The 26,457-nt window shown below is 70.5% G+C and carries 21 protein-coding genes; 5 read left to right on the top strand and 16 right to left on the bottom strand.

What is annotated here, in order from left to right; genetic code table 11:
- Positions 1–158 precede the first annotated feature (158 nt).
- Positions 159–1,202 (top strand): lytic polysaccharide monooxygenase auxiliary activity family 9 protein, encoded by a 1,044-nt coding sequence (locus tag OG568_RS38175; protein WP_329534836.1) that lies wholly within the window; start codon positions 159–161, stop codon positions 1,200–1,202.
- 61 nt (positions 1,203–1,263) lie between these two features.
- Here the strand turns inward: OG568_RS38175 and OG568_RS38170 are convergent, their stop codons facing one another.
- Both OG568_RS38170 and OG568_RS38165 read right to left on the bottom strand, forming a co-directional pair.
- Positions 1,264–2,121, bottom strand: coding sequence for an esterase/lipase family protein (locus tag OG568_RS38170; RefSeq protein WP_329534835.1), 858 nt, complete (start codon positions 2,119–2,121; stop codon positions 1,264–1,266).
- A 170-nt stretch (positions 2,122–2,291) separates the two neighbouring features.
- Positions 2,292–2,738 (bottom strand): MarR family winged helix-turn-helix transcriptional regulator, encoded by a 447-nt coding sequence (locus OG568_RS38165; protein ID WP_266415718.1) that lies wholly within the window; start codon positions 2,736–2,738, stop codon positions 2,292–2,294.
- A 93-nt stretch (positions 2,739–2,831) separates the two neighbouring features.
- Here OG568_RS38165 and OG568_RS38160 point away from each other — a divergent pair, with 93 nt between their 5' ends.
- The gene (locus tag OG568_RS38160; protein ID WP_329534834.1) at positions 2,832–3,206 is read left to right on the top strand and encodes a cupin domain-containing protein; all 375 of its coding nucleotides are present in this window, start codon (positions 2,832–2,834) and stop codon (positions 3,204–3,206) included.
- Positions 3,207–3,221: 15 nt separating this feature from the next.
- Here the strand turns inward: OG568_RS38160 and OG568_RS38155 are convergent, their stop codons facing one another.
- The 11 genes from OG568_RS38155 to OG568_RS38105 all read right to left on the bottom strand — a co-directional run bounded on the left by OG568_RS38155 (position 3,222) and on the right by OG568_RS38105 (position 18,262).
- Entirely contained in the window at positions 3,222–4,196 is a 975-nt protein-coding gene (locus tag OG568_RS38155; RefSeq protein ID WP_329534833.1) for a DNA polymerase Y family protein, read from the bottom strand.
- A complete protein-coding gene (locus OG568_RS38150) occupies positions 4,193–7,735 on the bottom strand; it encodes a DNA polymerase III subunit alpha (protein ID WP_329534832.1) in 3,543 nt (1,180 codons plus the stop codon). Before OG568_RS38150 ends, OG568_RS38155 begins: the two co-directional genes overlap by 4 nt.
- A 191-nt stretch (positions 7,736–7,926) precedes the next feature.
- The gene (locus OG568_RS38145; protein ID WP_329534831.1) at positions 7,927–9,009 is read right to left on the bottom strand and encodes a S1 family peptidase; all 1,083 of its coding nucleotides are present in this window, start codon (positions 9,007–9,009) and stop codon (positions 7,927–7,929) included.
- Between the two features lie 246 nt (positions 9,010–9,255).
- Positions 9,256–10,146 (bottom strand): slipin family protein, encoded by an 891-nt coding sequence (locus OG568_RS38140; protein WP_329536571.1) that lies wholly within the window; start codon positions 10,144–10,146, stop codon positions 9,256–9,258.
- Positions 10,147–10,330: 184 nt separating this feature from the next.
- Positions 10,331–11,230, bottom strand: a complete 900-nt coding sequence (locus tag OG568_RS38135; protein ID WP_329536570.1) for a S1 family peptidase — start codon at positions 11,228–11,230, stop codon at positions 10,331–10,333.
- 303 nt (positions 11,231–11,533) lie between these two features.
- The gene (locus OG568_RS38130; protein ID WP_329534830.1) at positions 11,534–12,400 is read right to left on the bottom strand and encodes a DUF1684 domain-containing protein; all 867 of its coding nucleotides are present in this window, start codon (positions 12,398–12,400) and stop codon (positions 11,534–11,536) included.
- A gap of 4 nt (positions 12,401–12,404) precedes the next feature.
- Complete coding sequence (locus OG568_RS38125; RefSeq protein WP_329534829.1) at positions 12,405–13,703, bottom strand: NtaA/DmoA family FMN-dependent monooxygenase; 1,299 nt, start codon at positions 13,701–13,703, stop codon at positions 12,405–12,407.
- Positions 13,700–14,779 (bottom strand): LLM class flavin-dependent oxidoreductase, encoded by a 1,080-nt coding sequence (locus OG568_RS38120; RefSeq protein ID WP_329534828.1) that lies wholly within the window; start codon positions 14,777–14,779, stop codon positions 13,700–13,702. Before OG568_RS38120 ends, OG568_RS38125 begins: the two co-directional genes overlap by 4 nt.
- A gap of 51 nt (positions 14,780–14,830) precedes the next feature.
- Complete coding sequence (locus OG568_RS38115) at positions 14,831–15,592, bottom strand: amino acid ABC transporter ATP-binding protein (protein WP_329534827.1); 762 nt, start codon at positions 15,590–15,592, stop codon at positions 14,831–14,833.
- Between the two features lie 43 nt (positions 15,593–15,635).
- Entirely contained in the window at positions 15,636–17,408 is a 1,773-nt protein-coding gene (locus tag OG568_RS38110; RefSeq protein WP_329534826.1) for an FAD/NAD(P)-binding protein, read from the bottom strand.
- On the bottom strand, positions 17,405–18,262 hold the full coding sequence (locus OG568_RS38105) for an amino acid ABC transporter permease (RefSeq protein ID WP_329534825.1): 858 nt from the start codon (positions 18,260–18,262) through the stop codon (positions 17,405–17,407). Before OG568_RS38105 ends, OG568_RS38110 begins: the two co-directional genes overlap by 4 nt.
- 419 nt (positions 18,263–18,681) lie before the next feature.
- Here OG568_RS38105 and OG568_RS38100 point away from each other — a divergent pair, with 419 nt between their 5' ends.
- Positions 18,682–19,638 (top strand): ABC transporter substrate-binding protein, encoded by a 957-nt coding sequence (locus OG568_RS38100; protein ID WP_329534824.1) that lies wholly within the window; start codon positions 18,682–18,684, stop codon positions 19,636–19,638.
- A gap of 119 nt (positions 19,639–19,757) precedes the next feature.
- Here the strand turns inward: OG568_RS38100 and OG568_RS38095 are convergent, their stop codons facing one another.
- Positions 19,758–20,990: a DUF5685 family protein gene (locus OG568_RS38095; protein WP_329534823.1), complete on the bottom strand. Its 1,233-nt coding sequence runs from the start codon at positions 20,988–20,990 to the stop codon at positions 19,758–19,760.
- Positions 20,991–21,280: 290 nt separating this feature from the next.
- Here OG568_RS38095 and OG568_RS38090 point away from each other — a divergent pair, with 290 nt between their 5' ends.
- On the top strand, positions 21,281–21,721 hold the full coding sequence (locus OG568_RS38090) for a cell division protein SepF (protein WP_266581503.1): 441 nt from the start codon (positions 21,281–21,283) through the stop codon (positions 21,719–21,721).
- 40 nt (positions 21,722–21,761) lie between these two features.
- On the opposite strand, the gene OG568_RS38085 is transcribed toward OG568_RS38090, so the two are convergent.
- Together OG568_RS38085 and OG568_RS38080 are read right to left on the bottom strand one after the other, a co-directional pair.
- Positions 21,762–22,952: an acyl-CoA dehydrogenase family protein gene (locus OG568_RS38085; protein ID WP_329534822.1), complete on the bottom strand. Its 1,191-nt coding sequence runs from the start codon at positions 22,950–22,952 to the stop codon at positions 21,762–21,764.
- Between the two features lie 249 nt (positions 22,953–23,201).
- Positions 23,202–24,809: an MFS transporter gene (locus OG568_RS38080; RefSeq protein ID WP_329534821.1), complete on the bottom strand. Its 1,608-nt coding sequence runs from the start codon at positions 24,807–24,809 to the stop codon at positions 23,202–23,204.
- A gap of 258 nt (positions 24,810–25,067) precedes the next feature.
- On the opposite strand from OG568_RS38080, the gene OG568_RS38075 reads away from it, so the two are divergent.
- Positions 25,068–26,237: a glycosyltransferase family 39 protein gene (locus tag OG568_RS38075; RefSeq protein WP_329534820.1), complete on the top strand. Its 1,170-nt coding sequence runs from the start codon at positions 25,068–25,070 to the stop codon at positions 26,235–26,237.
- Positions 26,238–26,457 lie beyond the last annotated feature (220 nt).

Genomic DNA, 26,457 nt, shown 5'->3' with positions numbered 1-26,457 from the left:
GTACCTACCTGAGCGCAGGCTCAGCGCTCCCTTAAGCCGACCATAAGGATCTCCCGCACCCGCCTCCGACAGGCGATTTCGCGGCTTCTTCGGGCTAGCTTGCTGATCACCCCCACGGGTCCGCCACCCCCCGCAGGACCGTTTCGAGGAGTTCCCCCATGCCCGCTCGCCGCAAGGCCGCCACCGTCGCTGTCGCCGTCGGTGTCGCCCCGGTCGCCCTGACCGCCCTCGCCGCGGCGCCCGCCGCCGCGCACGGCACGATGGGCGACCCGGTCAGCAGGGTCTTCCAGTGCTACGCGGAGAATCCCGAGAGCCCGAAAACCGGCGCCTGCAAGGCGGCCGTCGCGGCCGGCGGCACCCAGGCGCTGTACGACTGGAACGGCATCCGGATCGGCGACGCGAACGGCAGACACCAGCGGCTCATCCCCGACGGGAAGCTGTGCAGCGCGGGCAACGACGAGTTCAAGGGCCTGGACCTGGCCCGCGCCGACTGGCCGACGACGAGCGTGAGCGGCGGCGCGTACACCTTCAAGTACCGGGTGACGGCCCCGCACAAGGGCACGTTCAACGTCTACATCACCAAGGCGGGTTACGACCCGTCCAAGCCGTCGGCCTGGGCCGACCTGGACCTGGCGCACCCGGTCGCCACGAAGACCGATCCGGTCGCGACGAACGGCTACTACACCTTCTCCGGCACCCTGCCACAGCGCTCGGGCAGGCAGCTGCTTTACGCGATCTGGCAGCGCTCGGACAGTCCGGAGGCGTTCTACTCCTGCTCGGACGTCACCTTCGGCGGGAGTTCCGGCAACGCCGGTTCCGGCGGCGGCAGCAAGGGCAGCGGCGGTACGGGCAATGCCGGAACCGGCACCACTCCCCCACCGACCATCCCGGCACCCACCGCTTCCGCACCCTCCGAGCGGCGGATAGCCGACGGTGCCGACAAGTCGACGGTTCGACATGACCACCACGACGGCACCGTCACTCCGGCGGCCGACAAGAACCCCTCCGAAGCCACTCCCGGCGGCTCCGCGGGCGAGCCGGAGGCCGCGGGCGTCTCGGAGCAGCACCTCGCCGAGACCGGCGGCGACCCCTCCGCTCCGTACCTCGTGATCGGCGGAGCGAGCGCGTTGGCGCTGGGATCGGCGGCACTGTTCGCCTCGGTCCGCCGTCGCGACACCACCGGCGGCCGGCGCGGCCGCTAGTCCCCGGTGTACTCCGGGGCCTGTCCGGCGGCTCAGGTCGGACAGGCCCCGGCCGGGGCGGTCAGCTGAACACGGAGGCGCAGTTCGTGGGGGTGGCGTGTGCCGGGTCGAGGGCGTTGGCCGCCTCGTGGAAGGCGATCCGGTCGATGAGGCCGATCGCCGCGTGCTCGGAGAGGTCGACCGGGCACAGGTCCTGCAGCAGCACGTTGTGGACGTCGGATCCGGTGAGGAACTGTGAGCGGTACGGCGTGACCACCTCGTCGTACTTGGTGGCGATCACCGTGTAGTGCACGCCCGCGACGGTGTCGCCGCCCGCGTTGAGCTTGGTCAGGAAGGCGGAGCCGACGATCTGGTCGGCGAGCGCGGGTGTGGCCATGGACAGCAGGTCCTCGGCGCCCGGGAAGTACGGCAGCAGGTTGGTGAGGCCGTCGAGGGTGGTGCCGTGGTTGTCGGGCGCGATGCCGACGAAGGTGTTCACCTTGGCGGCGCCGCCGAGGAACTTGAGGTAGTAGCGGGGCATCAGGCCGCCCTGCGAGTGGCCGACGAGGTCGGCCTTGGCCGCGCCGGTCGCGGCGAGCACCTTGTCGACGAATACCTGAAGCTGTTCGGCCGACTTGTCGATGGGGCCGAGGGCGTTGAAGAGGGGGACGCCGGGCAGTTGCCCGTAGTCGAGGGAGAAGACGCAGTACCCGCGGGCCACCAGGTAGGGCGCGAAGGCCAGCCAGTTGTCGGTGGAGTTGGCGAAGGTGCCGTGGACGAGGACGACGGGGCGGGGATGGGCGGCGGAGGGCTTGCAGGAGTAGTCGTTCCAGCCACTGCTCGGTGCGGCGGCGTGGGCGGTGGCGGCGGGGACCACGGCGACCACGGCGGTCAGCAGGAGTGCGGTGAGGGGTCTGAGCAGGCGCTTCCAGGGCAGCATCGGGTGATCTCCTTGCGGCTCAAGGGAGTTGCGACGACGTACGCCCTGTGATCCGGATCACCAGGATGCTGTTCACTCGTCAAGTTACGGGCGAGTAGCCCAAGTGTGAAGTTACGCGTCAGTAAAAACTTCCGGTGGTGGTCAGAGCGGTGGTCACGGCCGATGCGCCGTCACCAGGAGGGCCTGATGGGACCGTAGGGCGCGATACGCAGCAAACGGTCGCGCAACGCGCGCATTTCACTCTCCCCGAGTACCTCACCCCAGGCCCGTACCGCCTCGGCGGCCGCCTCCTCCGCCGCGCGCGTACAGGCCCAGCCGAGTTCGGTCAGCACGATCAGCCGAGCGCGCGCGTCGTCGGGATGCGGCCGCCGCTCCACGTACCCCTTACGCACCAACTCGTCGACAAGCTGACTCGCGGCCTGCTTGGTGACCCCGAGGTGCGCCGCGAGGTCGGTGACCGTCGCGCCGTCCGGGGCGAGCCGCGCGAACGCGAAGCCGTGCGCGGGCCGTATCCCCTCGAACCCCCGGGCGACGACGCCCTCGTGAATGCGTTGCGTCAGCTCACCGGCGACGGCGAGCAGAGCGGCGGACAGGGCCATGGCCTCGGAGTTGTGCACGCGTGCATTGAAACACCCTTGACTAACTGGTCAAGCCACTTGACCATAGAGCCATATAGTCAAGCGGCTTGACCATTGGCCCTGGAGGCACCCATGCCCGTCGTCCGCTCGTCCGAAGCCGTCGTCCACGAGATCCACGGCGTCCGTTTCGTCTCGTACGCCACTCCCCTCAGCGGGAGCAAGGAGCTGTGCGCCTGGCGCGGCGAGATACCCGCGGGACACGAGGCCCCCGTGCACACCGTCAACCGTGAGGAGATCTTCCACCTCCTCACCGGCGAACTGCTGATCACCCTCGACGGCCGCACCGAGCGGATCACCGCGGGCGACACGGTGATCATCAACCCCGGCGCAACCCTGGGCATCGAGAACCCGACCCAGGAGACCGCCACCGCCTGGGTCACCACATCCATCGGCCTCCAGGCGGAACTGGCCGACGGCTCGGTCCTCACTCCCCCGTGGGCGAACTGATCCCCCGTACCGGATCTACGCGGCCAGCGTCCCCGGCATCACCGCACGCGGCCCGAACTTCGCTCGCGCGCGGTCCGCGACCTCCTCGATGCGGCGGACCTTCTCGTCCACGGGGTCGAAGGTGAGCTGGTGGGAGGCCTGTCCGGCGGTGGTCAGGCCCTCGACGCGCAGGACGATCGCGCGGACCCGGGCGCGCTGGAGGCCAAGAGCCTCGTACAGGCCGTACGCAACGCCGGTGAGCGCGGAGGAGTGGGCGGTCGGTTCCTTGAGGGTGCGGCTGCGGGTGGTCGAGGAGCGGTCGGCGTAGCGGACGGTGAGGGTCAGGGTGCGGCAGACCTTCTCCAGGGCGCGCAGCCGGGTGCCCAGTTCCTCGGTGGCGGAGAGCAGCGCGCGACGGTGCAGGGACGGGTCCAACTCGTCTCGGGAGAAGGGGCGTTCGGCGGCGAGAGAGCGCGAGGTGGCGTTCGGTACGACCCGGCCGCGGTCGATGCCGGACGCCCTCTCGTGCAGTTCGCGGCCGGTCCGGGCACTGGTCAGGCGCTGGAGCGTGGACAGGGGCGCGGCGGCGACCTTGCCGATGGTGTCGAGACCGTACTCGCACAGGGTGCGGGCGGTGGCGCCGCCGACCCCGGGCAGCGCGGCGACGGGCCGCTCGGCGAGGAACTCCGCGACGGCGTCCGGTTCCCCGGGCACCACCCGGGTCACTCCGGGCATGGCCTCCCGCAGCGCCATCCGCGCGAGCATCGGCCCGGGACCGGCACCGATCGCGCAGTCCACCCCGTACCGGGCGAGCGCCCTTACCCGGATCAGCGAGGCGAACTCCACGGTGGTCCGCCCGAAGTACCGTTCGGCGCCCCGCAGATCGACCAGCGCGCCGTCGGGCGGCAGCGCCTCGATGACGGGGGTGAACTCCTCCAACAGCCCGAGGAGCCCCGGCAGGGCGGCCTCGTACATCGGAGGCAGCTGGAAACGTACGCAGAGGATGGTCATCCCGCACTCCCCGGACTCTGGTGCCACAACTTCTTTCCTCCCGCGGGCCCTTCGCCCGCGGGACGCAGATCGGCCCAGGGGTGCATCTCGTACCCCGTGGACATCCGGATCTTCCGGCTCTCCCGCGCGCCCGCCCCCTCCGGCGGGGGCTCCGGCGCGGGCTCCGCCAGCCGTGCCGCCACCACGTCGAGGCCTCCCTCGGCGCGCAGCTCGACCAGTTCGGCGAGGTTCCAGGCCGCCGCGCCCACCACGCTGAGGCTGCGCGGGCCACGGCGCTGCACCACTCCACGCACCAGCAGCAGCCAGGAGTGGAAGACGGTGTGGGCGCAGGCGTCGTGCGAGTCGTCGAAGAAGGCGAGGTCGACCAGGCCGGTGCCGTCGTCCAGGGTGGTGAAGATGACGCGTTTGCCGGAGCGGATCGGCGGGGTCTGGGTGGCCGCCTTGGCGCCCGCGACCAGGACCGTCTCACCGTGCCGCGCCTCCCGCAGCCGGCGTGCCGTCACCACGCCCAGCTCCTCCAGGAACTCCCGGTGGTCGTCCATCAGATTGCGCGAGGCGTCCATCGACAACACACCCAGTTCGGCGCTGAGCCGCTCCGCCGAGGAAAGGTCGGGCAGCCCGGCGGAGGCGGTCTTCCGCCCGTCGGACAGGGGGAGTTGACCGCCGCGCGCGCCCCGGGAACCCCGGTGCAGCTCGGTCAGGTGCAGTTGCAGATCACGTCGGTTGGCGCCGAACGCGTCCAGTGCGCCGACCTGCGCGAGCCGCTGTGCGAGCGGTCTGCTCGGCCGGGCCCGCTCCCAGAAGTCGAGCAGGGAGGCGTACGGCTGTCCGTCCGCGATCCGCGCCGCCTCGGCCTCGCTGATGCCGTGCACGTCACAGAGGGCGAGCCGGACGCCCCAGCGACCGCCGGAACCAACAGATTCAGACACCAGTTCGATACGGTGGGCGACCGCCGACCGGTTCACGTCCAACGGCAGGATCGGCACCCCCCGCCGCCGCGCGTCCGCCAGCAGCAGCCGCTTCGGATACATCCCGGGGTCGTGCGTGAGCAACCCGGCGTAGAACGCGGCCGGGTGATGGGCCTTCAGCCACGCCGACTGGTACGTCGGTACGGCGAAGGCGACCGCGTGCGCCTTGCAGAAGCCGTACGACCCGAAGGCCTCGACGATCTCCCAGGTCCGCGCGATGGTCTCGGCGTCGTACCCCTTGGCCGCCGCGTTCTGCGCGAACCAGAACCGGATCCGCCCCTGCTCCTCGGGGTCGGACAGCCCGCGCCGCACCCGGTCCGCCTCGTCGCGTCCGCAGCCGGTCATGATGTCGACGATGTCGATGATCTGCTCGTGGAAGACCACGACGCCGTACGTCTCCTTCAGCGGCCCCTCCAGGTCCGGGTGCGGATAGCGGATCGGCGCCCGCCCGTGCCGCGCCTCGATGAACGGCCGCACCATGTCGGCGGCGACCGGTCCCGGCCGGAAGAGCGAGATGTCGACGACGAGGTCGTGGAAGGTCGCGGGCTCCAGCCGTCCGACCAGGTCGCGCTGTCCGGGCGACTCGATCTGGAAACAGCCCAGCGTCTCGGCGGACCGGATGAGCCGATACGTCGCCGGGTCGCCCGGCGCCACCGCGTCGATGTCCGGCCGGTCCCCCGTGGCCCGCTCCACCTCGGCCACCGCGTGCGCCATCGCGGACTGCATCCGCACGCCCAGCACATCGAGCTTGAGCAGCCCGAGGTCCTCGACGTCCTCCTTGTCGAACTGCGACATGGGGAAGCCCTCGCCGCTGGTCGGCACGACCGGCGTACGCGCGAGCAGCGAGGCGTCGGAGAGGAGTACCCCGCACGGGTGCATGGCGATGCCGCGCGGGAGGGCGTCGAGGGACTCGACCAGCTCCCACAGCCGTCCGTACTTCCCCCCTTCCCGCTGGACCTCCCCCGCCAGCTTCCGCAGTTCGGGCAGCTCGTCCATCGCCGTGCGGGCGTCGCGGGCGCGGATGTGCGGGAAGGACTTGGCGATCCGGTCGATGTCGGCCGGATCCATGGAGAGAGCGGCGCCCACATCGCGGACGGCGTGCCGGACCCGGTAGGTCTCGGGCATCGAGACGGTCGCGACCCGCTCGGTGCCGAACCGGTCGATGATCGCGCGGTAGACCTCCAGCCGGCGCGCGGACTCCACGTCGATGTCGATGTCGGGCAGCACCGAGCGGCGCTTGGACAGGAAGCGTTCCATCAGCAGCCCGTGCTCGACCGGGTCGGCGTGCGCGATACCGAGGAGGTGGTTGACGAGGGAACCCGCGCCGGAGCCGCGCGCGGCGACCCGGATGCCCATCTCCCGTACGTCGTCCACGACCTGGGCGACCGTCAGGAAGTAGGAGGCGAAGTCGTGGTGGGCGATGATGTCCAGCTCGCGGTGCATCCGCTCCCAGTAGGCCCGCTTGCTGTCGTATCCGCGCAGCACCATGCCCGCCGCCGCCCGGGAGGCCAGGACGCGCTGGGCGGTGCGCCGGCCCGCGCCGACGAGGTGCGGCTCGGGGAAGTGGACGGTGCCGATGCCGAGGTCGTCCTCGGGGTCGACGAGGCACTCGGCGGCGGTGGCCCGGGTCTGTTCGAGCAGGCGGTACGCGGTGTCACGGCGGTAGCCCGCGGCCTCGACGATCCGTTCGGCGGCGCCCAGCATGGCGGCCTCGCCCTTGAGCCAGGCCTCGCCGGAGTCCAGCTCGCGCCGGGGGTCGACGGGGACGAGGCGGCGGGCGGCGTCCAGGACGTCGGCGACCGGGCCGAGGCCCGGGTCGGCGTACCGGACGGCGTTGCTGAGCACCGGCCGCACCCGCTGTTCGGCGGCGAAGCCGACGGTGCGGGCGGCGAGCCGCAGGGATCCCGGGCCGGTGCCCTCGCGGCCGTGCCAGACGGCTTCGAGACGCAGGGCGTCGCCGTAGATCTCCCGCCAGGGCGCGAGCAGCTTCGCGGCGCGGTCGGGGCGCCCCGCGGCGAGTGCGCGGCCGACGTCGGAGGCGGGGCCGAGCAGTACGGTCAGCCCTTCGGCGTGGTTGTCCGTCCGGGGCAGCAGGGGCTGCCGCCCCGGACCGCTGTCGGGACCGCCGCCCGCATGCGACGCCGTGACGATTCTGCAGAGGTCGGCCCAGCCGGCCGCGCCGTCCCGGGCGAGGAAGGTCACCCGGGGAGTCGACTCGTCGATGAAGGCACCGCCACGGACCGGGGCGCGGCGCCGCTCCGCCCGTACGGGCTCGCCGGTCCCTCGTGCCGGCTCACCGGCCGCCCGTACCGGACCCCCGTCCGCTCGGGCGGAAGTCCCCACCACCCGCACGGGAGCCTCGACCGCGAGCTCCACCCCGAACAGCGGACGGACACCCGCCTTCGCGCAGGCCTTGGCGAACCGGACCGCGCCCGCGAGGCTGTCCCGGTCGGTGAGCGCGAGGGCGTCCATGCCCCGCTCCGAGGCGCGCTCGGCCAGCCGCTCCGGGTGCGAGGCCCCGTACCGCAGGGAGAACCCGGAGGCGGTGTGCAGATGCGTGAACCCCGGCACACACACCTCCCGTACCCGTCCGTATCCGTTCGTGTCCGAGGGCCCTCTCACCAGACTCTCGAACATTCGTTCCCAATGACCTCACCCCCACCATAGACCAATTTCCGAACAAGTGTGCGACATCTGTTCGAGCCCGTCCCACCTGCGCAAACACCGGTCGACCCGGCCCTGAGCAGGCAGGACGGATCGCGTCAGCCGATCTGGGCGCCGAAGGCCGACAGCGCCTCGGTGACCGGCTGGAAGAAGGTCTCGCCGCCCGAGGCGCAGTCGCCGCTGCCGCCCGAGGTGAGGCCGATGGCCGTGGAGCCCGAGAAGAGCGAGCCGCCGCTGTCACCGGGCTCGGCGCAGACGTCGGTCTGGATGAGTCCGTCGACGATGTCGCCGTTGCCGTAGTTCACGGTGGCGTCCAGGCCGGTGACCTTGCCACTGTGCACCTGGGTCGTCGAACCGCTGCGCGTCACCGACTGCCCGACGGTCGCCGCACCCGCCTGGGTGATGGGCTGCGCGGAGCCGTTGTAGAGATCGACCTCGCTCGGGTGGTCGACCGTCGAGGTGTACTTGACCAGACCGAAGTCGTTGCCGGGGAAGCTGGACTGCTCGTTCGTGCCGATCTCCTTGCCGCTGGAGTCCGACCAGGTGGAGATCGCCCGGGTGCAGTGTCCGGCGGTGATGAAGTAGGGCTGCCCGCCCTTGACCACGTTGAAGCCGAGCGAGCAGCGTCCGCCGGAGCCGGTGATCGCGTCGCCGCCCGCGATGAAGGGCTTGAACTCCCCCTTCGTGCGCTGGAGTTCGGCCTTGGCGCCGAGGCGGTCGACGACCTTGGTCAGCCGGACGAGGGCCGCGCCCCCGACCGTGCGGTCCGCGGTGACGACGACCTTGTTGGTACCCGGGTCGGTCGCCCAGGACGTGCCGGGGATGGTCGCGTCCTTCTTGAGGGTGGTACGGGCGCTCGTCAGCTCGGCGAGGGAGTTCTCGACGATTCTGGCCTGGGCGCCGGCCGCCTCGACGACGCGCGCCGCGGCTCGGTCGAGCACGTTGACGACGAGGTGTCCGGCCTTCGCGTCGTAATACGTTCCCGCCGCGTCGGACCCCAGGTCCTCGCCGAGCGTCGAGGCGAGCTTTCCGGCCGCTACGATCGACAGCTCCCGGGGCGCCGCGCTCTTCTGTGTCTCGCTCGCGTTCGCAGTCTGGAAGGTGACTCCCGCGGCGACCAGGGCGACGACACTCCCGCCTGCCACGGCTGCGCGCCGCCCGGATATACGTCGGTGCTTCACTTCGCGTCCTCCTGTGGGGGGCGGCCCGGGAGGTTGTGGGGACCACCGGGGCCGGAAGGTGTACGGAATCGAAAGGCGTACCGGCGCCCACTATTCCGAGACCCACAGGGAGCTCACAAGGTCGACTTCAGGACGCGCGTACAGCAACGGGCGTACGCCCCCGGCACCTTGACCCTGTGTGATCGCACCCTGTGCGTTCGCAGTGCAAACACCGAGCGCGAGTGACGTATGCGTAGCCCGTGAGGTCTAGTCCTGTCTGGTTTTCGACCCTTCGGGGTCCGATCCCAACGGGAGCGCGAGGGAGGACGGTTGCTCCCGCACCGATTGCTCAACGCCCTCCGATGCCCGCACCGGCTGCTCGGGCGCCGGCGCGGCAGGCTGCTGCGCCCGTTCCAGGAACCGCAGCAGTTCCACCGGGAAGGGCAGTACGAGGGTGGAGTTCTTCTCGGCGGCGACCGCCACCACGGTCTGCAGCAGGCGCAGTTGAAGCGCGGCGGGCTGTTCGGACATCACCCCGGCGGCCTCCGCCAGCTTCTTCGACGCCTGCAGCTCGGCGTCCGCGTTGATGACCCGCGCGCGCCGCTCACGGTCGGCCTCGGCCTGCCGGGCCATCGACCGTTTCATCGTCTCCGGCAGTGACACGTCCTTGATCTCGACCCGGTCGATCTGCACACCCCAGCCCATGGCCGGACTGTCGATCATCAACTCCAGGCCCTGGTTGAGTTTCTCCCGGTTGGAGAGCAGATCGTCCAGGTCGCTCTTGCCGATGATCGAGCGCAGTGAGGTCTGCGCCATCTGCGAGACCGCGAACTGGTAGTCCTCCACCTGGATGACCGCGTCCGCAGCGTCGACCACCTTGAAGTAGACGACCGCGTCGACCCGCACCGTGACGTTGTCCCGAGTGATGCCCTCCTGCGCGGGCACCGGCATCGTCACGATCTGCATGTTGACCTTACGTAGCTTGTCGACAAAGGGAACGACCATGGTGAACCCCGGCCCGCGCACATCCGAGCGCAGCCGGCCGAGGCGCAACACCACACCCCGTTCGTACTGTTTGACGACCCGGGCCCCGGCCATCACATAGACGATCCCCACGGATGCGACGGAGACTCCCGCCGCCACCAGCTCCTCGACCATCACGGCCCCCCAGGGTCCGAAGTGGGCGCATCGGGCAAGTGCCGCAACAGGCGCGTACCCGGCGTGTACTTCGACGGTAACTCCGTCACCCGAGCAAGGGCGAGCCCCCGCACGACAGTTGCGTACGGGGGCTCGCCTGCTGCTGGCTGCAGGTCCGGTTGTGCGTGCTACGGGGGACCGTCGGTCAGCCGACGCTCACGCCGTAGTAGCTCAGCGCCTCGGTGACCGGCTGGAAGAAGGTCGTACCGCCGGAGGTGCAGTCACCACTGCCGCCGGAGGTCAGACCGTAGGCGACGGTACCCGCGTAGAGCGGACCGCCGCTGTCGCCGCCCTCGGCGCAGACCGTGGTCTGGATCATCTGGTAGACCACGTCACCGCTGCCGTAGTTGACCGTGGCGTTCAGCGCGGTGACCCGACCGCTGTGCGTGCCGGTGGTCGAACCACGACGGTAGACGGTCGTGCCCACGCTGGGCGTGGCCGCGCTGCTGATGGTCTGGCTGCCGACCGCGCTCGGGTGGGCGATCGAGGTGTTGGTGTAGCGCACCAGCGCGAAGTCGTTGGTCGGGAAGCTGTACCCGACGTTCGTGCCCAGCGTGGTGGTGTGACCGGAGTTGGAGTACCAGGTGGAGGCGACCTCACCGCAGTGACCCGCGGTCAGGAAGTAGTAGGTGCTCCCGCTGTGCACGTTGAAGCCGAGCGAGCAGCGGTAGGAACCGCCGTAGATGGCGTCGCCGCCGGTGATCAGCTTCTTGAACTTGCCCGGGGTGTGCTTGATCGTGATGGCCGCGGAGTCGCCGCCCGCGTCCTTCTTGATCTTCGCGATCTCGGCCTTGGAGACCGTGCTGTCGACGGTGACGACGACGCGGTTCGTCTTGGCGTCGACCGCCCAGGCGGTGCCCGCGACATCGGACTTGAGTACCGACTTGTTCACCGTGCTCAGCTGGGTGGCGCTGAACGTCTGGACGTCGGATGCGTTCGCGGTGGGGACGGAGAACGCTGCGGCGGCCAGGAGTCCGGTGGTCACGGCGATCAGCCGGGTCCGTCTCGCTATACCGCTGCGGGGGGTGGTGCGCTTGATCCTCACTTGTCGTTCCTCCCGAGGGAAGTAGGGGGCCCGCGTGGGGTCGGGGCCCGTGAGGCGCAGCCCGGAGCCGCCCGACCGGATTCCGGACAAGCCGTGCTCCTGACAAGCGCTGTGGGGGAGTATTCGGCTGCGCGGCCGACCGGCGCAAGGGCGCCTTTCGGCCGTGCAGTGTTCAACTTGCCTTCCACCAGCGGCAGTTGATCTTCCCAGATTCGGGTGTGCGGATTGCGAGTGGATCGTCGGGGCACTCGAAGTGCCAGGAGGGCTCGGAGGAGTGGGCAGAGGGCTCAAAGGAGTGAACCGTCAGAGCAACGTGCGCTCCCCCGCCGGGACGGCCACGCCCAGGCTGTTCCCGGGCGGCGGGAAGGGGCAGATGAAGTGGTCGGCGAACGCGCACGGCGGGAGCACGGCCCGGTTGAAGTCCACCGTCGTGCGCCCCTCGGCGTCGGGCGCCGCGGGACGCAGGAACCGGAAGCGGTAGCTGCTGTCCCCGCTGGTGGCGTCTGCGAACACGGCCCACAGCGAGCCGTCGCTCTCCACCGACACATGGAGCGTGAGGTCCTCGCCGTCCAGGGTGAAGGCGAGGATGCCGCCGAGCGCCAGACCACGGGCGACTCCGTCCGCGTTCTCCACGTGTACGGTGCGGTTCTCGCCGTACGGCGTGAAGTGCCCCGGCACCGACCAGCGCGGCTCGTACGGCGTCGCCTCGACGCCCTTGAAGGCCGCGCGCGCTTCGGAAGCGGGGTCGAAGTCGCGTACGCCCCAGATCCCTTCGCGCACCAGGACGACGAAACGGCGCTCGCCGAGCCCCACCCGGGCCTTGGCGGCGGACCCGGGGTCGGCGTCGAGCCGGACCTCGCCGGTGAAGGGCTTTCCGTCCAGGCTGAGACCGTCCTCGGGGGCGGCCGTCAGCAGGATCCCGTCCTCCTGGTCGGTCCACCGCCCGGGGATGTCCGGAAGTCGCCCGTCCGGATAGTCCTCCAGCCAGTGCGTACCGGTGAGCGCCAGCGGACCGTAGGCGGCGGACACCGTCTCGACGCGGTACTCGTGCCACCGCTTCCAGTCCTCGGACGCGCCGTCGGACGCGTCTGCGGATACGTCTGCGGATGCGTCGTCGGATACGTCTGCGGATACGCCGTCAGATACGTCGGCGGATGCGTCGTTCGTCATGTGATCAACCCTTCCATACGGGTTCCGGCAACCCGAGGTGTGAGCGCAGCGTCGTGCCCGTGTATTCCGTACGGAAGGCGCCCCGCTCCTGGAGCAGCGGGACCACCCCGTCCACGAACTCGTCCAGCCCGCCCGGGGTCAGATGGGGGACGAGGATGAAGCCGTCGGCGGCCTCACCCGTCACGAACTCGTCCAGTTCGGCGGCGACGGCCTCCGGCGTGCCGATGAAGGACTGCCGCCCGGACGCCTCGATCACGGTCTGCCGGATGGACAGCCCCTTCGCCCGCGACAGGGACCGCCACTTCTCCGCCACCGCGAGGGGGTCGGCGACACGCACCCGCCCCCGCGCGAGGGCCGGCTCCGGCTCCGGGTCGATGTCGGGCAGGGGCCCGTCGGGGTCGTACGAGGAGAGGTCGACGCCCCAGATCTGCTCCAGGGCGAGGAGCGCGTTCTGCGGGGAGACCTGCCGGCGGCGGATCTCGGCGGCCCGCTCCACCGCGTCGGCCGCGGTGTCACCGAGCACGACGGTGACACCCGGCATGATCTTCAGGTCCTCGGGCGACCGCCCGTATGCCGCGAGCCGACCCTTCACATCGGCGTAGAACTCCCGGCCGGCTTCCAGGGTCCCGTGCCGGGTGAAGACCACGTCCGCCGTGGACGCGGCGAACTCCCGGCCCTCGTCCGAGTCCCCGGCCTGGATGACGACGGGCTGCCCCTGCGGTGAGCGCGGCAGCCCGAACTCCCCCGCGATGTCGAAGTGCTGCCCCCGGTGCGCGAAGGGGCGCGCCACGCCTTCCGGCGTCCAGGAGTCCCACAACTCCCGGGCCGTGGCGACGAATTCGGCGGCGCGCGCATACCGGTCGGCGCGGTCGAGGAAGCCGCCGCGGCGGAAGTTCTCCCCGGTGAAGGCGTCGGAGGAGGTGACCACGTTCCAGGCGGCCCGGCCCCCGCTGAGGTGGTCCAGCGTGGCCAGTCTGCGGGCGAGTTCGTACGGCTCGTTGAAGGTCGCGTTGACCGTGGCGGCGAGCCCGAGCCGCTCGGTGACGGCGGCGAGCGCGTTGAGGACGGTGATCGACTCCGGCCGCCCCACGACGTCCAGGTCGTGGATCCGTCCCTTGTGCTCGCGCAGCCGCAGTCCCTCGGCGAGGAAGAAGAAGTCGAACAGGCCTCGTTCGGCGGTGCGCGCGAGGTGCTCGAAGGAGGCGAAGTCGATCTGGGACCTCGAGCGCGGGTCGGTCCAGACGGTGGTGCTGTTGACGCCCGGGAAGTGCGCCGCCAGATGCATGCGCTTGCGTACGGTCATGACGCTCCCCCTGTCACGGCGTACTGGTTGGCGGGCCGGGCCAGCCCCAAATGCTCCCTGAGCGTGCTGCCCGGATAGAAGGTGCGGAACAGGCCGCGGTGCTGGAGCAGCGCCACCGTTCCGTTGACGAGCCGCTCCAGGTCACGGCGCGGCTCGACCGGGGTGAGGTGGAAGCCGTCGACGGCCTCGGACGCGTGCCAGGCGGTGATCAGCTCGGCCAGATCGACCGGGCCGCCCCGGTACAGCGGCCCCTGCGCGCTCTGCCGGGGACCGCCGCCGCCGTGACCCGGCTCGGCCGCGCGCTCCCCGTCGCCGAGGTCGACGACGAGCGAGCCGAGGACCCGCAGGGCGTCGGGGTTGCGGCCGAACTCCGCTGCCGCGTCCCGGAGTTCGGTCCGAACGGCGCGGGCCTGCGCGGGGCCCGCGACCCGGACGAGCGCCACGTCGGCGTACCGGGCGGCGACCCGCCGGGCGGGTCCCTCGGTGGCGTCGACGACCCGCACGGGATGGCCCTGCGGGGGCCGCGGCACGATCGAGGGCCCCTTCACGAAGAAGGTGGCGCCCCGGAAGTCGACGTGGTGCAGCTTCTCCCGGTCGATGAACCGGCCGGTGGCCTCGTCGCGTATCTCGGCGTCGTCCTCCCAGCTGTCCCAGAGCCGGGCGGCCACCTCGGCGATCTCGCCGGCCTCCCGCCACAGCGCGTCGGCGGGTGCGGCATGCCGGCGCCCGAAGAGGCGGGCCTCGCCCTCGGTCGTCGACACGTCGAGCTGCCAGCCGGCCCGGCCTCTGCTGACCCAGTCGAGGGTCGCCACCGCCGCCTGGACGTGGAAGGGCTCGGTGTGGGTGGTGGTCACGGTCGGCACCAGACCGATCCGGCGGGTGGCGGGCGCGAGACGGGAGAGCACGGCGAGCGCGTCGGGCCCGGGGCGCGCGAAGGTGTCGCCGAGCGTCACGAAGTCGAGTCCGCCACGCTCCGCGAGCTGCGCCGGCTCGACGTACGAGGCGGCGTCGAAGGCCGCCTGTTGATCGAGGGCGGCGGCCAGGTGCAACAGCCCCCGGCCGTGCGGTGCGGTCATATCGGGTGAAACCTTTCTCCGGTAAACCGATCGAAAAGACCCTGGAGAGGGTCAAAGAACCTTGGACAGGAACGACCGCGTCCGTTCGTGCCGCGGCCGGTCGAGTACGTCACCGGGGGCGCCCCACTCGACGATCCGCCCGTCGTCCATGAAGACGACGGTGTCGGCGACCTCCCGGGCGAACCCGATCTCGTGCGTGACGACGATCATCGTGGTGCCCTGGTGGGCCAGGTCCTTGATGACGTCGAGGACTTCGCCGACCAGCTCGGGGTCGAGCGCCGAGGTCGGCTCGTCGAAGAGCAGCAGCTTCGGCTCCAGGGCGAGCGCTCGGGCGATGGCGACGCGTTGCTGCTGGCCGCCGGAGAGCCGCTTCGGGTAGGAGTCGGCCTTGTCGGCGAGCCCCACCCGGTCGAGCAGCGCCCGCGCCGCCTCGACGGCGTCCTTGCGCGGGCGCTTCAGCGCGGAGACCGGGGCCTCGACGATGTTGTCCAGCACAGTGAGGTGCGGGAAGAGGTTGAAGTTCTGGAAGACGAACCCGATCCGGGTGCGCTGCTTCAGCACCTCGCGCTCGCGCAGCTCGTACAGCTTGTCGCCGGAGCGCCGGTAGCCGACCAGCGAGCCGTCGACGCTGATCCGGCCCCGGTCCACCTTCTCCAGGTGGTTGATGGTGCGCAGCAGCGTGGACTTGCCGGAGCCGGACGGGCCGAGGATCACGGTGACCTCTCCGGTGCGCACCTCGAGGTCGATGCCCTTGAGCACTTCCAGCGGTCCGAAGCTCTTGTGGACGGACCTGATGTCGACCATGACGGTCATGGTGTGAATCCCTTGTGCTGGCAGCGGAGTTGGCGGTCGGTGGTTACGCGGCGGCCCGACACGCGAGGTCGCGCAGGAACGCCAGCGCGGCCCGCGCGGTGGCGTCGTTCTGCCGGAAGGCGGGCCCGCCGGTGCGCGGCCGGGTGAAGGCGCCGGGGGTGCGGACGTCGGTGTAGGGCCCCAGCGCGAACCGCCGGGGATGCGGCCGCCCGGCTCCGTCGAGGATCCGCCCGTCGGAGCGGTCCACCCGCAGCAGCCCCTCCGGGGTCTCGACGGCCCCGTCGGCGTGCAGTGCGCGCAGCAGCGGGTCGAGGGCACGCCCGACCGTGGGCTCGGGCAGCCGCGCCTCGACCAGCGCCCGCGCCTCGACACTCGCGCCCGGCACGGTCGCGCTCGACGCCCGGAACACCCCGTCCTCGGCGGTCACGGCCATGTCCGCGCCCACGAACCGCACGACGCCGGCCCGGGACAGCGCGAGCATCTGCCGCAGCCGGGGGCCGGGCGGCCCCGAGGCGAGGTAACTGAAGAAGCCGTGCCACCAGGCCCCGATGTCACCGAGCCGGATCAACTGCCCGTAGACGGAGAGCAGTCCGAGAAAGACGGCCAGGTCAGGGCTGTGCACGGGGTCATGACGGCGACTCAGATCTCCCTCGACGTACGCCCGGAGCCCCTCCTGGAACTCCTCGTGCGTCGCGTACCGCACCCCGTCGAGCGGGCGGTCGAGCGCCGCGAGGTCGAGCCGGTCGGCCGGGTCGGGCACGGCGGACGCCACGAAAGCCTCACGCTCCGCCGCCTCCCCGGCCGCGTACTTCTCCTCGAAGTCGGTCCAGGCGATGGCCGTGCGCTCGGGGTGGACGGTGAACAGCCGATGGTAGTGCGCGAACCCCAGCTCCTTCTCGATCAGCGGCCACACATCCCGCCGGAAGTCGAGCCCTCCCGGCCGGGCGAGCAGCGCGTCGACCTCGTCGGGCCCGAAGAACCGTGGCGGCGGCGGCCGTTCGCCGGTCCAGTCGTAACCGATCTTCGAGTGGTACGGCACTCCGCGCCGCGACCCGACATACAGCACCGGCTCCTGCCCCGACGGAACGTACGTGTCGCCGTCGTACCGCCCGCCCCGCCCCTCCGTGAGCAGCACCATCAGGTCGACGAAGGCGAGACCGAAGCCGCGCACGAGGACGGGTTCGCCGGGTGCGAGCGCGGACAGGTCGCTGTCGGCGGTGAAGTCCGGCGGCAGATGGACCAGGCCGTGGGTGCGGGCGTACGCCGCCAACTCGTGCTGTTCCTGGTCGAGTTCGGCGTCGAGGTGGCCAAGAGCGAGGACGACGAGGTCGGCGAGGAGGGGACGCGCGCGGCCCTCCAGCCACACCTGCTGGCGTCCCTCGCGTGAACCGCTCACCCTGAGGGCCCTGTGCGGGTGGTGGTGGACGGTGACGTCCGGCGGCAGGGCCGCCACGGCTTGCTCGTGCACCCAGCGCAGATAGCCGCCCTGGAGCCGGCGGTCGGCGAAGGTGCCGCCGTCGATGGCGGCCCATTCGTGCAGCGTGGGGCCGGGGCGTACCGGACCGTCCATGACCACCGTCTCGTCGGTGAACATGGTGACGTCCTCGGCGTGCGAGTTCATCCACAGCAGCGGCGACTGCGCCGCGCGCCAGATGCGTCCGGCGCCCGGCGGATGGGGGTCGACGAGATGGATGTCGAGGCCTTCGGCGCCCGAACCGGCGTACAGCTCCAGCGCGTTGGCGGCGATGCGCTCGATGAGACCGGTCCCCCGCGGCCCGGCCCCGACGATCACGAGAGTCGGCTTCGTCGTGCTCATCGGGTGCGCTCCGAACCGCGCGCGTAGTGCTTCTCGACGTAGTACTGGCCGACGCTGAGCACCGAGGTGACGACGGTGTACCAGATGGTGGCGACCATCAGCAGCGGGATGACCTGGTAGGTGCGGTGGTAGACCAGCTGCACCGAGAAGAGCAGGTCCTGCACGGCGATGACGCTGACGATCGAGGTGCCCTTGAGGGTGCCGATCAGCATGTTCCCGGCGGGCGGCACGATGGAGCGCATCGCCTGCGGCAGCACGATCCGCCACCAGCGGCGCCACCAGCTCAGCCCGAGCGCCTGCGCGGCCTCGATCTGTCCACGGTCGACGGAGAGGATGCCGCCCCGGACGACCTCGGCGGCGTAGGCGGCCTCGTGCAGGGTGAGCCCGATGATCGCGACCGCGATCGGGGTGAACAGATTGACCGTCTTCACGCCGAGGAGCTGCGGATACAGCGCCCCGATGTTGAACCACAGCAGCAGCTGCACCAGGATCGGAATCGACCGGAACAGCCACACATAGCCCCAACCGACGCTGCGCAGCACGGGGTTGGCGGACAGCCGGGCCGCCGCGAGCAGCGTCCCCAGGACGAACCCGAGCACCATCACCACAGCCGTCAGCCACAGGGTGAGCCACAGGCCGCGCAGCACGGAGTCCGAGGTGAAGTAGTCGCCGACCACGCCCCACTGGAACGCCTGGTTGCGGACGACGGAGGTGACCGCGAGTCCGAGCAGGACGAGCACGGCGACGGCGGCCGCCCACTGACCGAGACGGCGCTGCGGAACGATCCGCAGGGAGTCGGCCTGCTCCGGTATGTCCGGTGCGGCGGATGTTTTGGCGAGGGTGTCGGAAGACATGCGGAAGACTCCGTGACGTCGGTCGAACACGGCTGCCTTCACACGGAGCGCCTCGCGGCGCCGTACGGCCGAGCCCCTCAGCAGGGCCGTCCACCGAGAGTACGGGCCCGTTTCCCCCCGCTGTCAAGGCTGTCCATACTGTGAGCCGTACGTCTCAGGTCAGTTGACGCACAACCGGATGCCTGTTCCACTTGGCCCATGCATCCACAGCAGTGGCTGGTCAAGCGCTCCCACATCGACTTCGGTCGAGTGTGGTCCTCTTCCTGTTGAGCTGACCCACTGCGCGCCCTGACCACTTGATCCCTTGATCAAATCGGGCGCCTTTCGCGTTCTCCCCCTCTTTTCTCCCCCCTTCGCCTTCACACGCGCATCCCTCCCCTCGGGTTCTGCTCACTCTTGCTCTCAGGAGACCGCACACCATGCGTACGTCCACGCGTACCCGTTACAGGCGTTTTGCACCCTTCGCCCTGATCACCTCGGCGGCCCTGCTTCTCACGGCATGCGGCTCCGGCTCGGACGGCACGACCGGCACCACGGCGAACGCGGCCGCGGCCAAGGCCGGCAAGATCCCCACCACGGACGTCGTCTCGGACATCACGAAGGACGAGGCCGCGGCCAAGCTGCTCCCGTCCGGCGTCACCAGCCTCACCGTGGCGGTCGCCGTCGGCGGTACGCCACCCGGCACGACATACCTGGACGACGGCAAGACGCTGACGGGCCAGGACGTCGACTTCGCGGACGCCGTGGCCAAGGTGCTCGGCATCGGGCTCAAGACGGAACAGGCCGGCTTCGAGGCGATCCTGCCGGCCCTGGACAGCGGCAAGTACGACTTCGGCGCCAGCAACTTCGGCGTGACCGACGAACGGCGCAAGACGATCGACTTCGTCACCTACATCAACGACGGCCAGGGCTTCGCCGCCCGCAAGGACAGCAAGCTCGCCAAGATCACCGATCTCAAGCAGCTGTGCGGCCTGAACGTCGCGACCGGCGCGGGCACCACCTTCGAGGCGACGCTGGAGGAGAACAAGAAGGTCTGCGCCGACGCCGGCGAGAAGGCGTACAAGGTGCAGACCTACAGCGAGCAGGGCGCGATCTGGTCCTCGCTCCAACAGGGCCGCAGCGACATCGTGATGAGCACCATCAACGGCCTGCGCTACGCCGTCACCCAACAGCAGGGCGTCAAGTTCCTCAACGAGTTCCACCGCCTCGACGTCGGCTTCGCCTTCAAGAAGAACACGAAGCTGGCACCGGCCTTCCAGGCGGCGGTGAACAAGCTGATCGCGGACGGCACGTACGACAGGATCCTCAAGAAGTGGGGGACCACGGGTTCGGCGATAGAGAAGTCGCAGATCTCGCCGCCGGAACTGAAGAACTAGGGCGCCCGGCAACGAGATCGGAGTGTGACGTCCGCTCAAGTGCCTTAGCTGGAATTCCCGTCCGGCCGATCGAACCCGTACGGCGGCGTGCTCGCGCACGCCGCCGTATACGGGTTCGGTCACAGTCCGCAATCACAGCACGAGCAGCACTCACAGCATTCGCAGATCTCGCAGGCCTCGCAGCAACCGCAGTCACAGTCGCAGTTGCTGAAACAGCCCTCGCGCTTCTTGCGCGACCAGGGCCCCTCGAACTCGTCGGCACAGCACACCTTGCAGGTGCAGCACACCCCGATCGCGGCCGCGCACCCGGCCCAGAAGCCACGCCTGCCGGGCCCCGGCAGCTGGAAGGAGGGACCGCCGCCGAAGGGGTTGCCGCCACCGGCGTAAGGATTCTGCCCGTCATGGGGATGCGGGCTGCTCGGGTTGTAAGGCCCACCGTGCTGCGGCGGTCCGAACGCCCCTCGCACACCATCCGCATGAGCCTGATGCCCGCACCCCGACGTCCCGAACGCACGGTCCACCGACCGTCCCAGCTCGTGCGCGAGCAGCAGATGCGCCAGCTTGCCGTCCGTGAAGCTCACCTCGCGCAGCGCGAGCCGTATCCCGTGCAGGGCGTCATCGGCGAGCCGTCGCGCCTCCACGAGCGAGGTGCCGGTGGCCGTGAGCGGGTTCCACGCCCCCGACGCGGCGTCGGTCTCCCTGTCCTCCACGGCGTCCAGCAGATGCGCGAGCCGCCCGAAGAGCCGGCCGGCCTCGGCGAGCGGCTCGGCGTTGTCCGGGCGCCCGGCCAGGACGGCCGTGTGCGCGAAGGCGGCGGCGGTCGCGGTCTCGGTGGGCTCGGTGACGGTCAGGAGCGGCGTTCCAGGACCGGCGAGCGTCTCGATGCCGATCTGCCGGTCGACGGCATCGACGAGTACGGCGGTGTCGAAGCCCACGTCGGATCCGGTACGGGCCCCGGCGCGCCCCCAGCTCGCGGCGACCCGGCGGGCGGCGAGCGCCACCGGCCCGCGCGCCAACAGTCCGTCCCCGTCCGCCACGTGGTCGCGCACCTTGGCCGAGGCCAGCACCAGCGAGACGGCGGCGGCGAGACGGGCTCCCTCACCCTGGGCGACGGACGCGGTCCGCATCCCGCGCAGTGGGCACGGTCCCGCCGTACGCCGCCCTCCGGTGGCGCGCTCGACCTGAGCCTCCGTCAAAACCGATATCAGCAGCCCATCGTAATTAGTGACAATCCGAGCGAACTGCCCGTGGTCTCCGCGCAACGCGAGACAGAGCCCGCACAGATGCGCCATCCACTGCGTTCTGAGCCCCTCCCCGAGGCGATGGCTGCAGGGCCTCACGATTCCGAACACGACACTCCCCCGTGCCTCGTACGACGTTGAGCTGCGGCATCGTACCGACCCTCGCGTTCACCCGTACGCCCTACTCATCACCCGAACGCCGTCGAGAATCATATTTCACTCACAGTCAGCAGCCGTACACGGCAAGACCCTTGGGGCACGCGGGCTCTCGACGAATTCGCTGTGCACCAGTACCGTCACGAAACCCCCGCGCGGCGTCTATCCACTTGGCGCGACATCCGCATCATGGACGACCATGGGGATGCGGAAAGCAAGAAAGACCGCTGTGAGAGGAGGCGTCCATGGGATCGGTGCGCAAGGCGAGTGCCTGGCTTGGCCTCGTCGACGACAACGATGACGAGCGTTACTACGACGACGACAACTACGCCGAAGGACAGGACTCCGGCGATGCCTGGGTCACGGACCCGCGTGTGAAGGTCGCGTCCGAGACGGCGGAAGAGACAGGCCGCCGGATCGGCACGATCACCCCGGACAGCTTCCGGGACGCACGCGGCATCGGCGAGCTCTTCCGGGACGGCGTCCCGGTCATCATCAACCTCACGGCCATGGAGCCCGCCGACGCCAAGCGCGTGGTGGACTTCGCGGCCGGCCTGACCTTCGGCCTGCGCGGCACCATCGAGCGGGTCGCCACCCGGGTCTTCCTGCTGACCCCTGCCAACACCGAGATCGTCAGCGGCGAGCCCGCGGGGCGTCAGGCTGACGGCTTCTTCAACCAGAGCTGAGGCAGGGCCGCTCACCGGCCCTGCTTCGCCGGTGCTCGACTCACCGAAAGGCGTCGAGTCCGGTGAGCGCCTTGCCCAGCACGAGTTGATGCATCTCGACGGTGCCCTCGTAGGTGAGCACCGATTCGAGGTTGGTCGCGTGCCGCATCACGGGGTATTCGAGCGAGATCCCGTTGGCGCCGAGAATCGTACGGGCGGTCCGGCAGATCTCGATGGCCTCCCGTACGTTGTTGAGCTTGCCGAAACTGATCTGCTCGGGACGGAGTCGTCCCGCGTCCATGCGCCGCCCCAGATGGTGCGCGAGCAGAATTCCCTTGTGCAGTTCCACCGCCATGTCGGCGAGCTTCGCCTGGGTGAGCTGGAAGCCGCCGATGGGCCGCCCGAACTGCTCGCGCGTCTTCGCGTACTCGACGGCGGCCTCGAAACTGGCCCGCGCGGCGCCCATCGAACCCCAGACGATCCCGTACCGCGCGTGTGACAGACAGCTGAGCGGCCCCTTGAGCCCGGTCACGTCCGGCAGTACGGCGTCGGCGGGCAGCCGTACGTCATCGAGGACGAGCTCACTGGTGACGCTCGCGCGCAGCGACCACTTGTGCTTGATCTCGGGAGCGGAGAAACCGGGGGCGTCGGTGGGCACGACGAACCCGCGAATCCCGTCCTCGCTCTGCGCCCAGACGACCGCGACCCCGGCCACGGATCCGTTCGTGATCCACATCTTCCGCCCGCCCAGCACCCAGTCGCCGCCGTCGCGCTTGGCGTACGTCCGCATGGCGCCCGGGTCGGACCCGTGGTCGGGCTCGGTCAGCCCGAAGCACCCGATGACCTCACCGGCGGCCATGCGCGGCAGCCACGTCTGCTTCTGCTCCTCGCTCCCGAACCGGTGAATGGCGTACATGGCGAGGGAGCCCTGCACGGAGACGAGGGACCGGATGCCCGAGTCTGCGGCCTCCAGCTCCAGACAGGCGAGCCCGTACTGGACGGCGGTGGCCCCCGCGCACCCGTACCCCTCCAGCGACATCCCGAGCGCCCCGATCCCGCCCAGCTCGCGCGCCAGCTCCCGGATCCCGGGCAGCTCGCCCTTCTCGTACCACTCGGCCACGTACGGCAGCACCCGGTCCGCGGCCCATGTCCGTACGGTGTCCCGGATCGCCAGGTCCTCCGGGTCCAGGAGGTCGTCGAGGCCGAGGGGGTCGGCGGGGTCGAAGGGCGGGAGCTTCGGGGACGCGGACATGGGGGCAGCCTCCGGCACACTTAAACTAGCACCGCTAGTTACGGTCTCGCCCCGACGTTACGACCCAGCGTCCCGCACGTCCAGTACCTCTCCCGCAGGGGTGAAGCGCCGTCGGCGGTGGCGGGTGGGCGCTCTCCGAGCGGACCGGCAGGCGCCGACGGCGGGCGACCCCCACGGGAGAGCCGCACGGGAGAGCCGCACGTATCGACAGCGTGGAAACGGGTGGTGCGTGGGCGGGAGAACCCTCCGCTATGCCGAGACGCGGGACTCCGCGACCCCCCGGGGCGCCGGAATCTCCGCCGGGCCCGCCGCAGGCACCCCGCACTCCATGACCCGAGGCAACCGCAACGCCATCACCGCCCCCAGCAACAACAACCCCGCGCTGACGAGCAACGTCACATGCAGCCCGTGCACAAAGGAGTCCCGAGCCGCATGACGCAGGGCCGCACCACGCACCCCGCCCAGCCGCGCGGCGACGTCGTACGCCTCTCCCAGCGAGTGCCCCGCCGCAGCGGAGTCCCCCTTCGAGACCCCCGGTACGGACGCCAGTCCGGGCGCGTACGCCGCGTTCATCACACTCCCCAGGAGCGCGATCCCGATCCCCGCGCCCAACTGGTACGAGGTCTCACCGATCGCCGCGGCCCCACCCGCCTGCGCCGGCGGCGCCTCGTTCAGCATCGACTCGTACGCCCCGAAGAGCGTCGTCTCCAGCCCGAACCCGAGCAGCACGAACCCGAACAGCAGCAGCCCGGTGTTGTCGTCCCCGCCCATCGCGGTGAGCGTGACGACGGCGACCGCGGTGAGGCAGAACCCGAAACAGACCATCGCGCGCGGCCCGAACCGCCGCAGCATCCGCGCCCCCGCGAGCCCCGCGGCCATCGCCGCGAAGGTGAGCGGCAGCAGCCGCAGCCCGGTCTGCAGGGGCGAGAGCCCGAGGACCAGTTGCAGGTACTGCGCGGCGATCAGCTCAAGGCCGACCAGCGCGAGCATGGCCAGGACGATGCAGCCCACGGACGTACTGAACGCGGGCCGCGAGAACATCCGCAGGTCCACCAGCGGATGCGTACGGCGTCGCTGGCGCCGCACGAAGGCGACCATCAGCGCGCCGCCCACGAGCAGCGGCACCAGCGTCAACGGACCGAACGGCGCCTCACCGCCACCGAGCCGCTTCACCCCGAACACCAGCCCGAAGAGTCCGGCGGCGGCCATCAGCGCCCCCACCACGTCCCAGGGGCCATCGCGGTCACCGTAGGACTCGGGCAGCAGCAGCCGTCCGATCGGCAGGCTGATCAGCATCAGCGGAATGTTGACGAGGAAGACCGATCCCCACCAGAAGTGTTCGAGGAGGAACCCGCCGAGCAGCGGGCCGACCGCCGCACCCACCGCGGCGACCGCGCTCCAGATGCCGATCGCGAGCGCCCGCTCCCGCCGGTCGGGAAAGACCTGGCGCAGGATGGACAGGGTCGCGGGCATGATCATCGCGCCGCCGACGCCGAGCAGGGCGCGCGCGCCGATGAGGACCTGGGCGTTGTCGGCGAGCGCGGCGATCCCGGAGGCGATGCCGAAGAGGCCGTATCCGAGGAGGAGCACACGCCTGCGGCCCACCCGGTCACCCAGCGTGCCGAAGAGGATCAGCAGCGCGGCGCAGACGAGCGGGTAGATGTCGACGATCCAGAGCAGTTCTATCGCGCCGGGCTTGAGGTCCTCGGTGACGGCGGGCACCGCGACGTGCAGCACGGTGGCGTCGAGGGCCACGAGGAGCAGGCTGACGCACAGCACCACGAGGACGACCCAGCGGTTGGCACCGGCCCCGGCCTCCCGACGGCGACACGCGGCGGCCGTGGTCGTCCTGGACATGTACGTACCTCCCAGATGTTCCCTCGCGTTCGGCGATCCGCTGGGTGGGGACTCCCTGCGGCTGCGGTCCGGGAGGAGCGGAGTCCCGGACGCACGCATCAAAGGCGAGTGAGCGGCCAGCGTACGCGAGTTCCTGCCGCATACACGTGGCGGACCTCTCACGTTCTCCCTGCCGAGCATGTGGTGTACGCCACGCTCCTGTGGTGCACCACGCCCCGGACGGCCGCCCGGTTCCGCCCGCCGTCGATAATCGAGCCCGTGACCGATCTTGAAACGCCTGTCGCGACGCCACCCGGCGCGAGCGCGCCGCGCCGGGCCGCGCCCGCCCTCCTCGGGTACGCCGCGGTACGGGCGCTGGGCGTGCTGACGCTCGCCCTGTGGAGCGCGGCGAACGGCAAGAGCGCCCACAAACTGCTGACGGCCCGCTGGGACTCGCTCTGGTACACCCGCGTCGCCGATCTCGGCTACGGCTACGAGGTGCGGCTGCCAGACGGCGACGTGCACTCGAACCTCGCGTTCTTCCCGCTGCTGCCGTGGCTGGAGCGGCTCGTCTCGGCCGTCTCCCCTCTGTCGTACGCGGATGCCGGGCTGCTGGTCAGCACGCTGGCCTCCCTCGCCGCGGCCTGGGGGATCTTCGCCATCGCGGGCCATGTGTACGGCCCGCGCGTGGGCGTCTGCGCGGCGCTGGTCTGGGCGGTGCTGCCGGTCGGCATCGTGCAGTCGATGGCGTACAGCGAGTCGCTGTTCACGGCGCTCGCCGCCTGGTCGCTCTACGCGGTGCTGACCGGTCGCTGGGTGACGGCGGGCCTGCTCGCCGCCTTCGCCGGCCTGACCCGCCCGGTGGGGGCCGCGGTGGTCGCGGCCCTGTGGGTGGCGGCCATCACCTCGTTCGTGCGGGATCGGAGCGCGCGCCCCACGCACGGCGCGCCCGTGTTCCGACGCGCCCTCGGCATGCTCCTCGCGCCGCTCGGCGCCGCCGGGTACGTGCTCTGGGTCGGCCACCACACGGGCAAGGGCCCGCTCGGCTATCTCGACGTCCAGGCGGGCTGGCGCAACGGATTCGACGGCGGGTACGCGTTCGCCCGCTTCGTGGGCGACAAGTTCACGTCATTTCCGTCGGCGCCGGCCGGCGTCGGACTGATCGTCGGAGTCGCACTGATCGTCTGGCTGTACGTGACGTGCGTACGACAGGGCCAGCCGGTGCCCCTGCTGGTGTACGCGGGGATCGTCGTCGCGCTCGCCCTGTGCGCGTCGAGCTACTTCGGCTCGAAACCGCGCCTCCTGCTGCCCGCTTTCCCCCTCTTGCTCCCCCTCGCACTGGCCCTGGCCCGACTGCGTACGTCCAGGTCAGCGCTGATTCTCGGCGGCATGGCGATGGCCTCCGCGCTCTACGGAGCGTTCTGGCTGAACGGCTCCGGTCCGCCATGATCAACCCTTGACGCTCGGTGAGCGGCCGGATAATTCCATCCCAGGATTCGGTGAACGAATTCAAAAGTGGCATAAAACCGGGACCCGGGCCGATCAATGGAATTAAAGGATCAGGGCGCCGATGATTAGAGAATCATTGGAATTAAACATCGCCCTGAGAGGAATCCCACATCACATCGTCATCACAAAGCGAGTGATACGGCCTGGAACGCAGCTCACT

This window comes from Streptomyces sp. NBC_01450, assembly GCF_036227505.1.
In the GTDB taxonomy this organism is placed as follows: Bacteria; Actinomycetota; Actinomycetes; order Streptomycetales; family Streptomycetaceae; genus Streptomyces.
The sequence above is the reverse complement of the archived record's forward strand: the minus strand, read 5'-3'. Positions and strand labels throughout refer to the sequence as shown.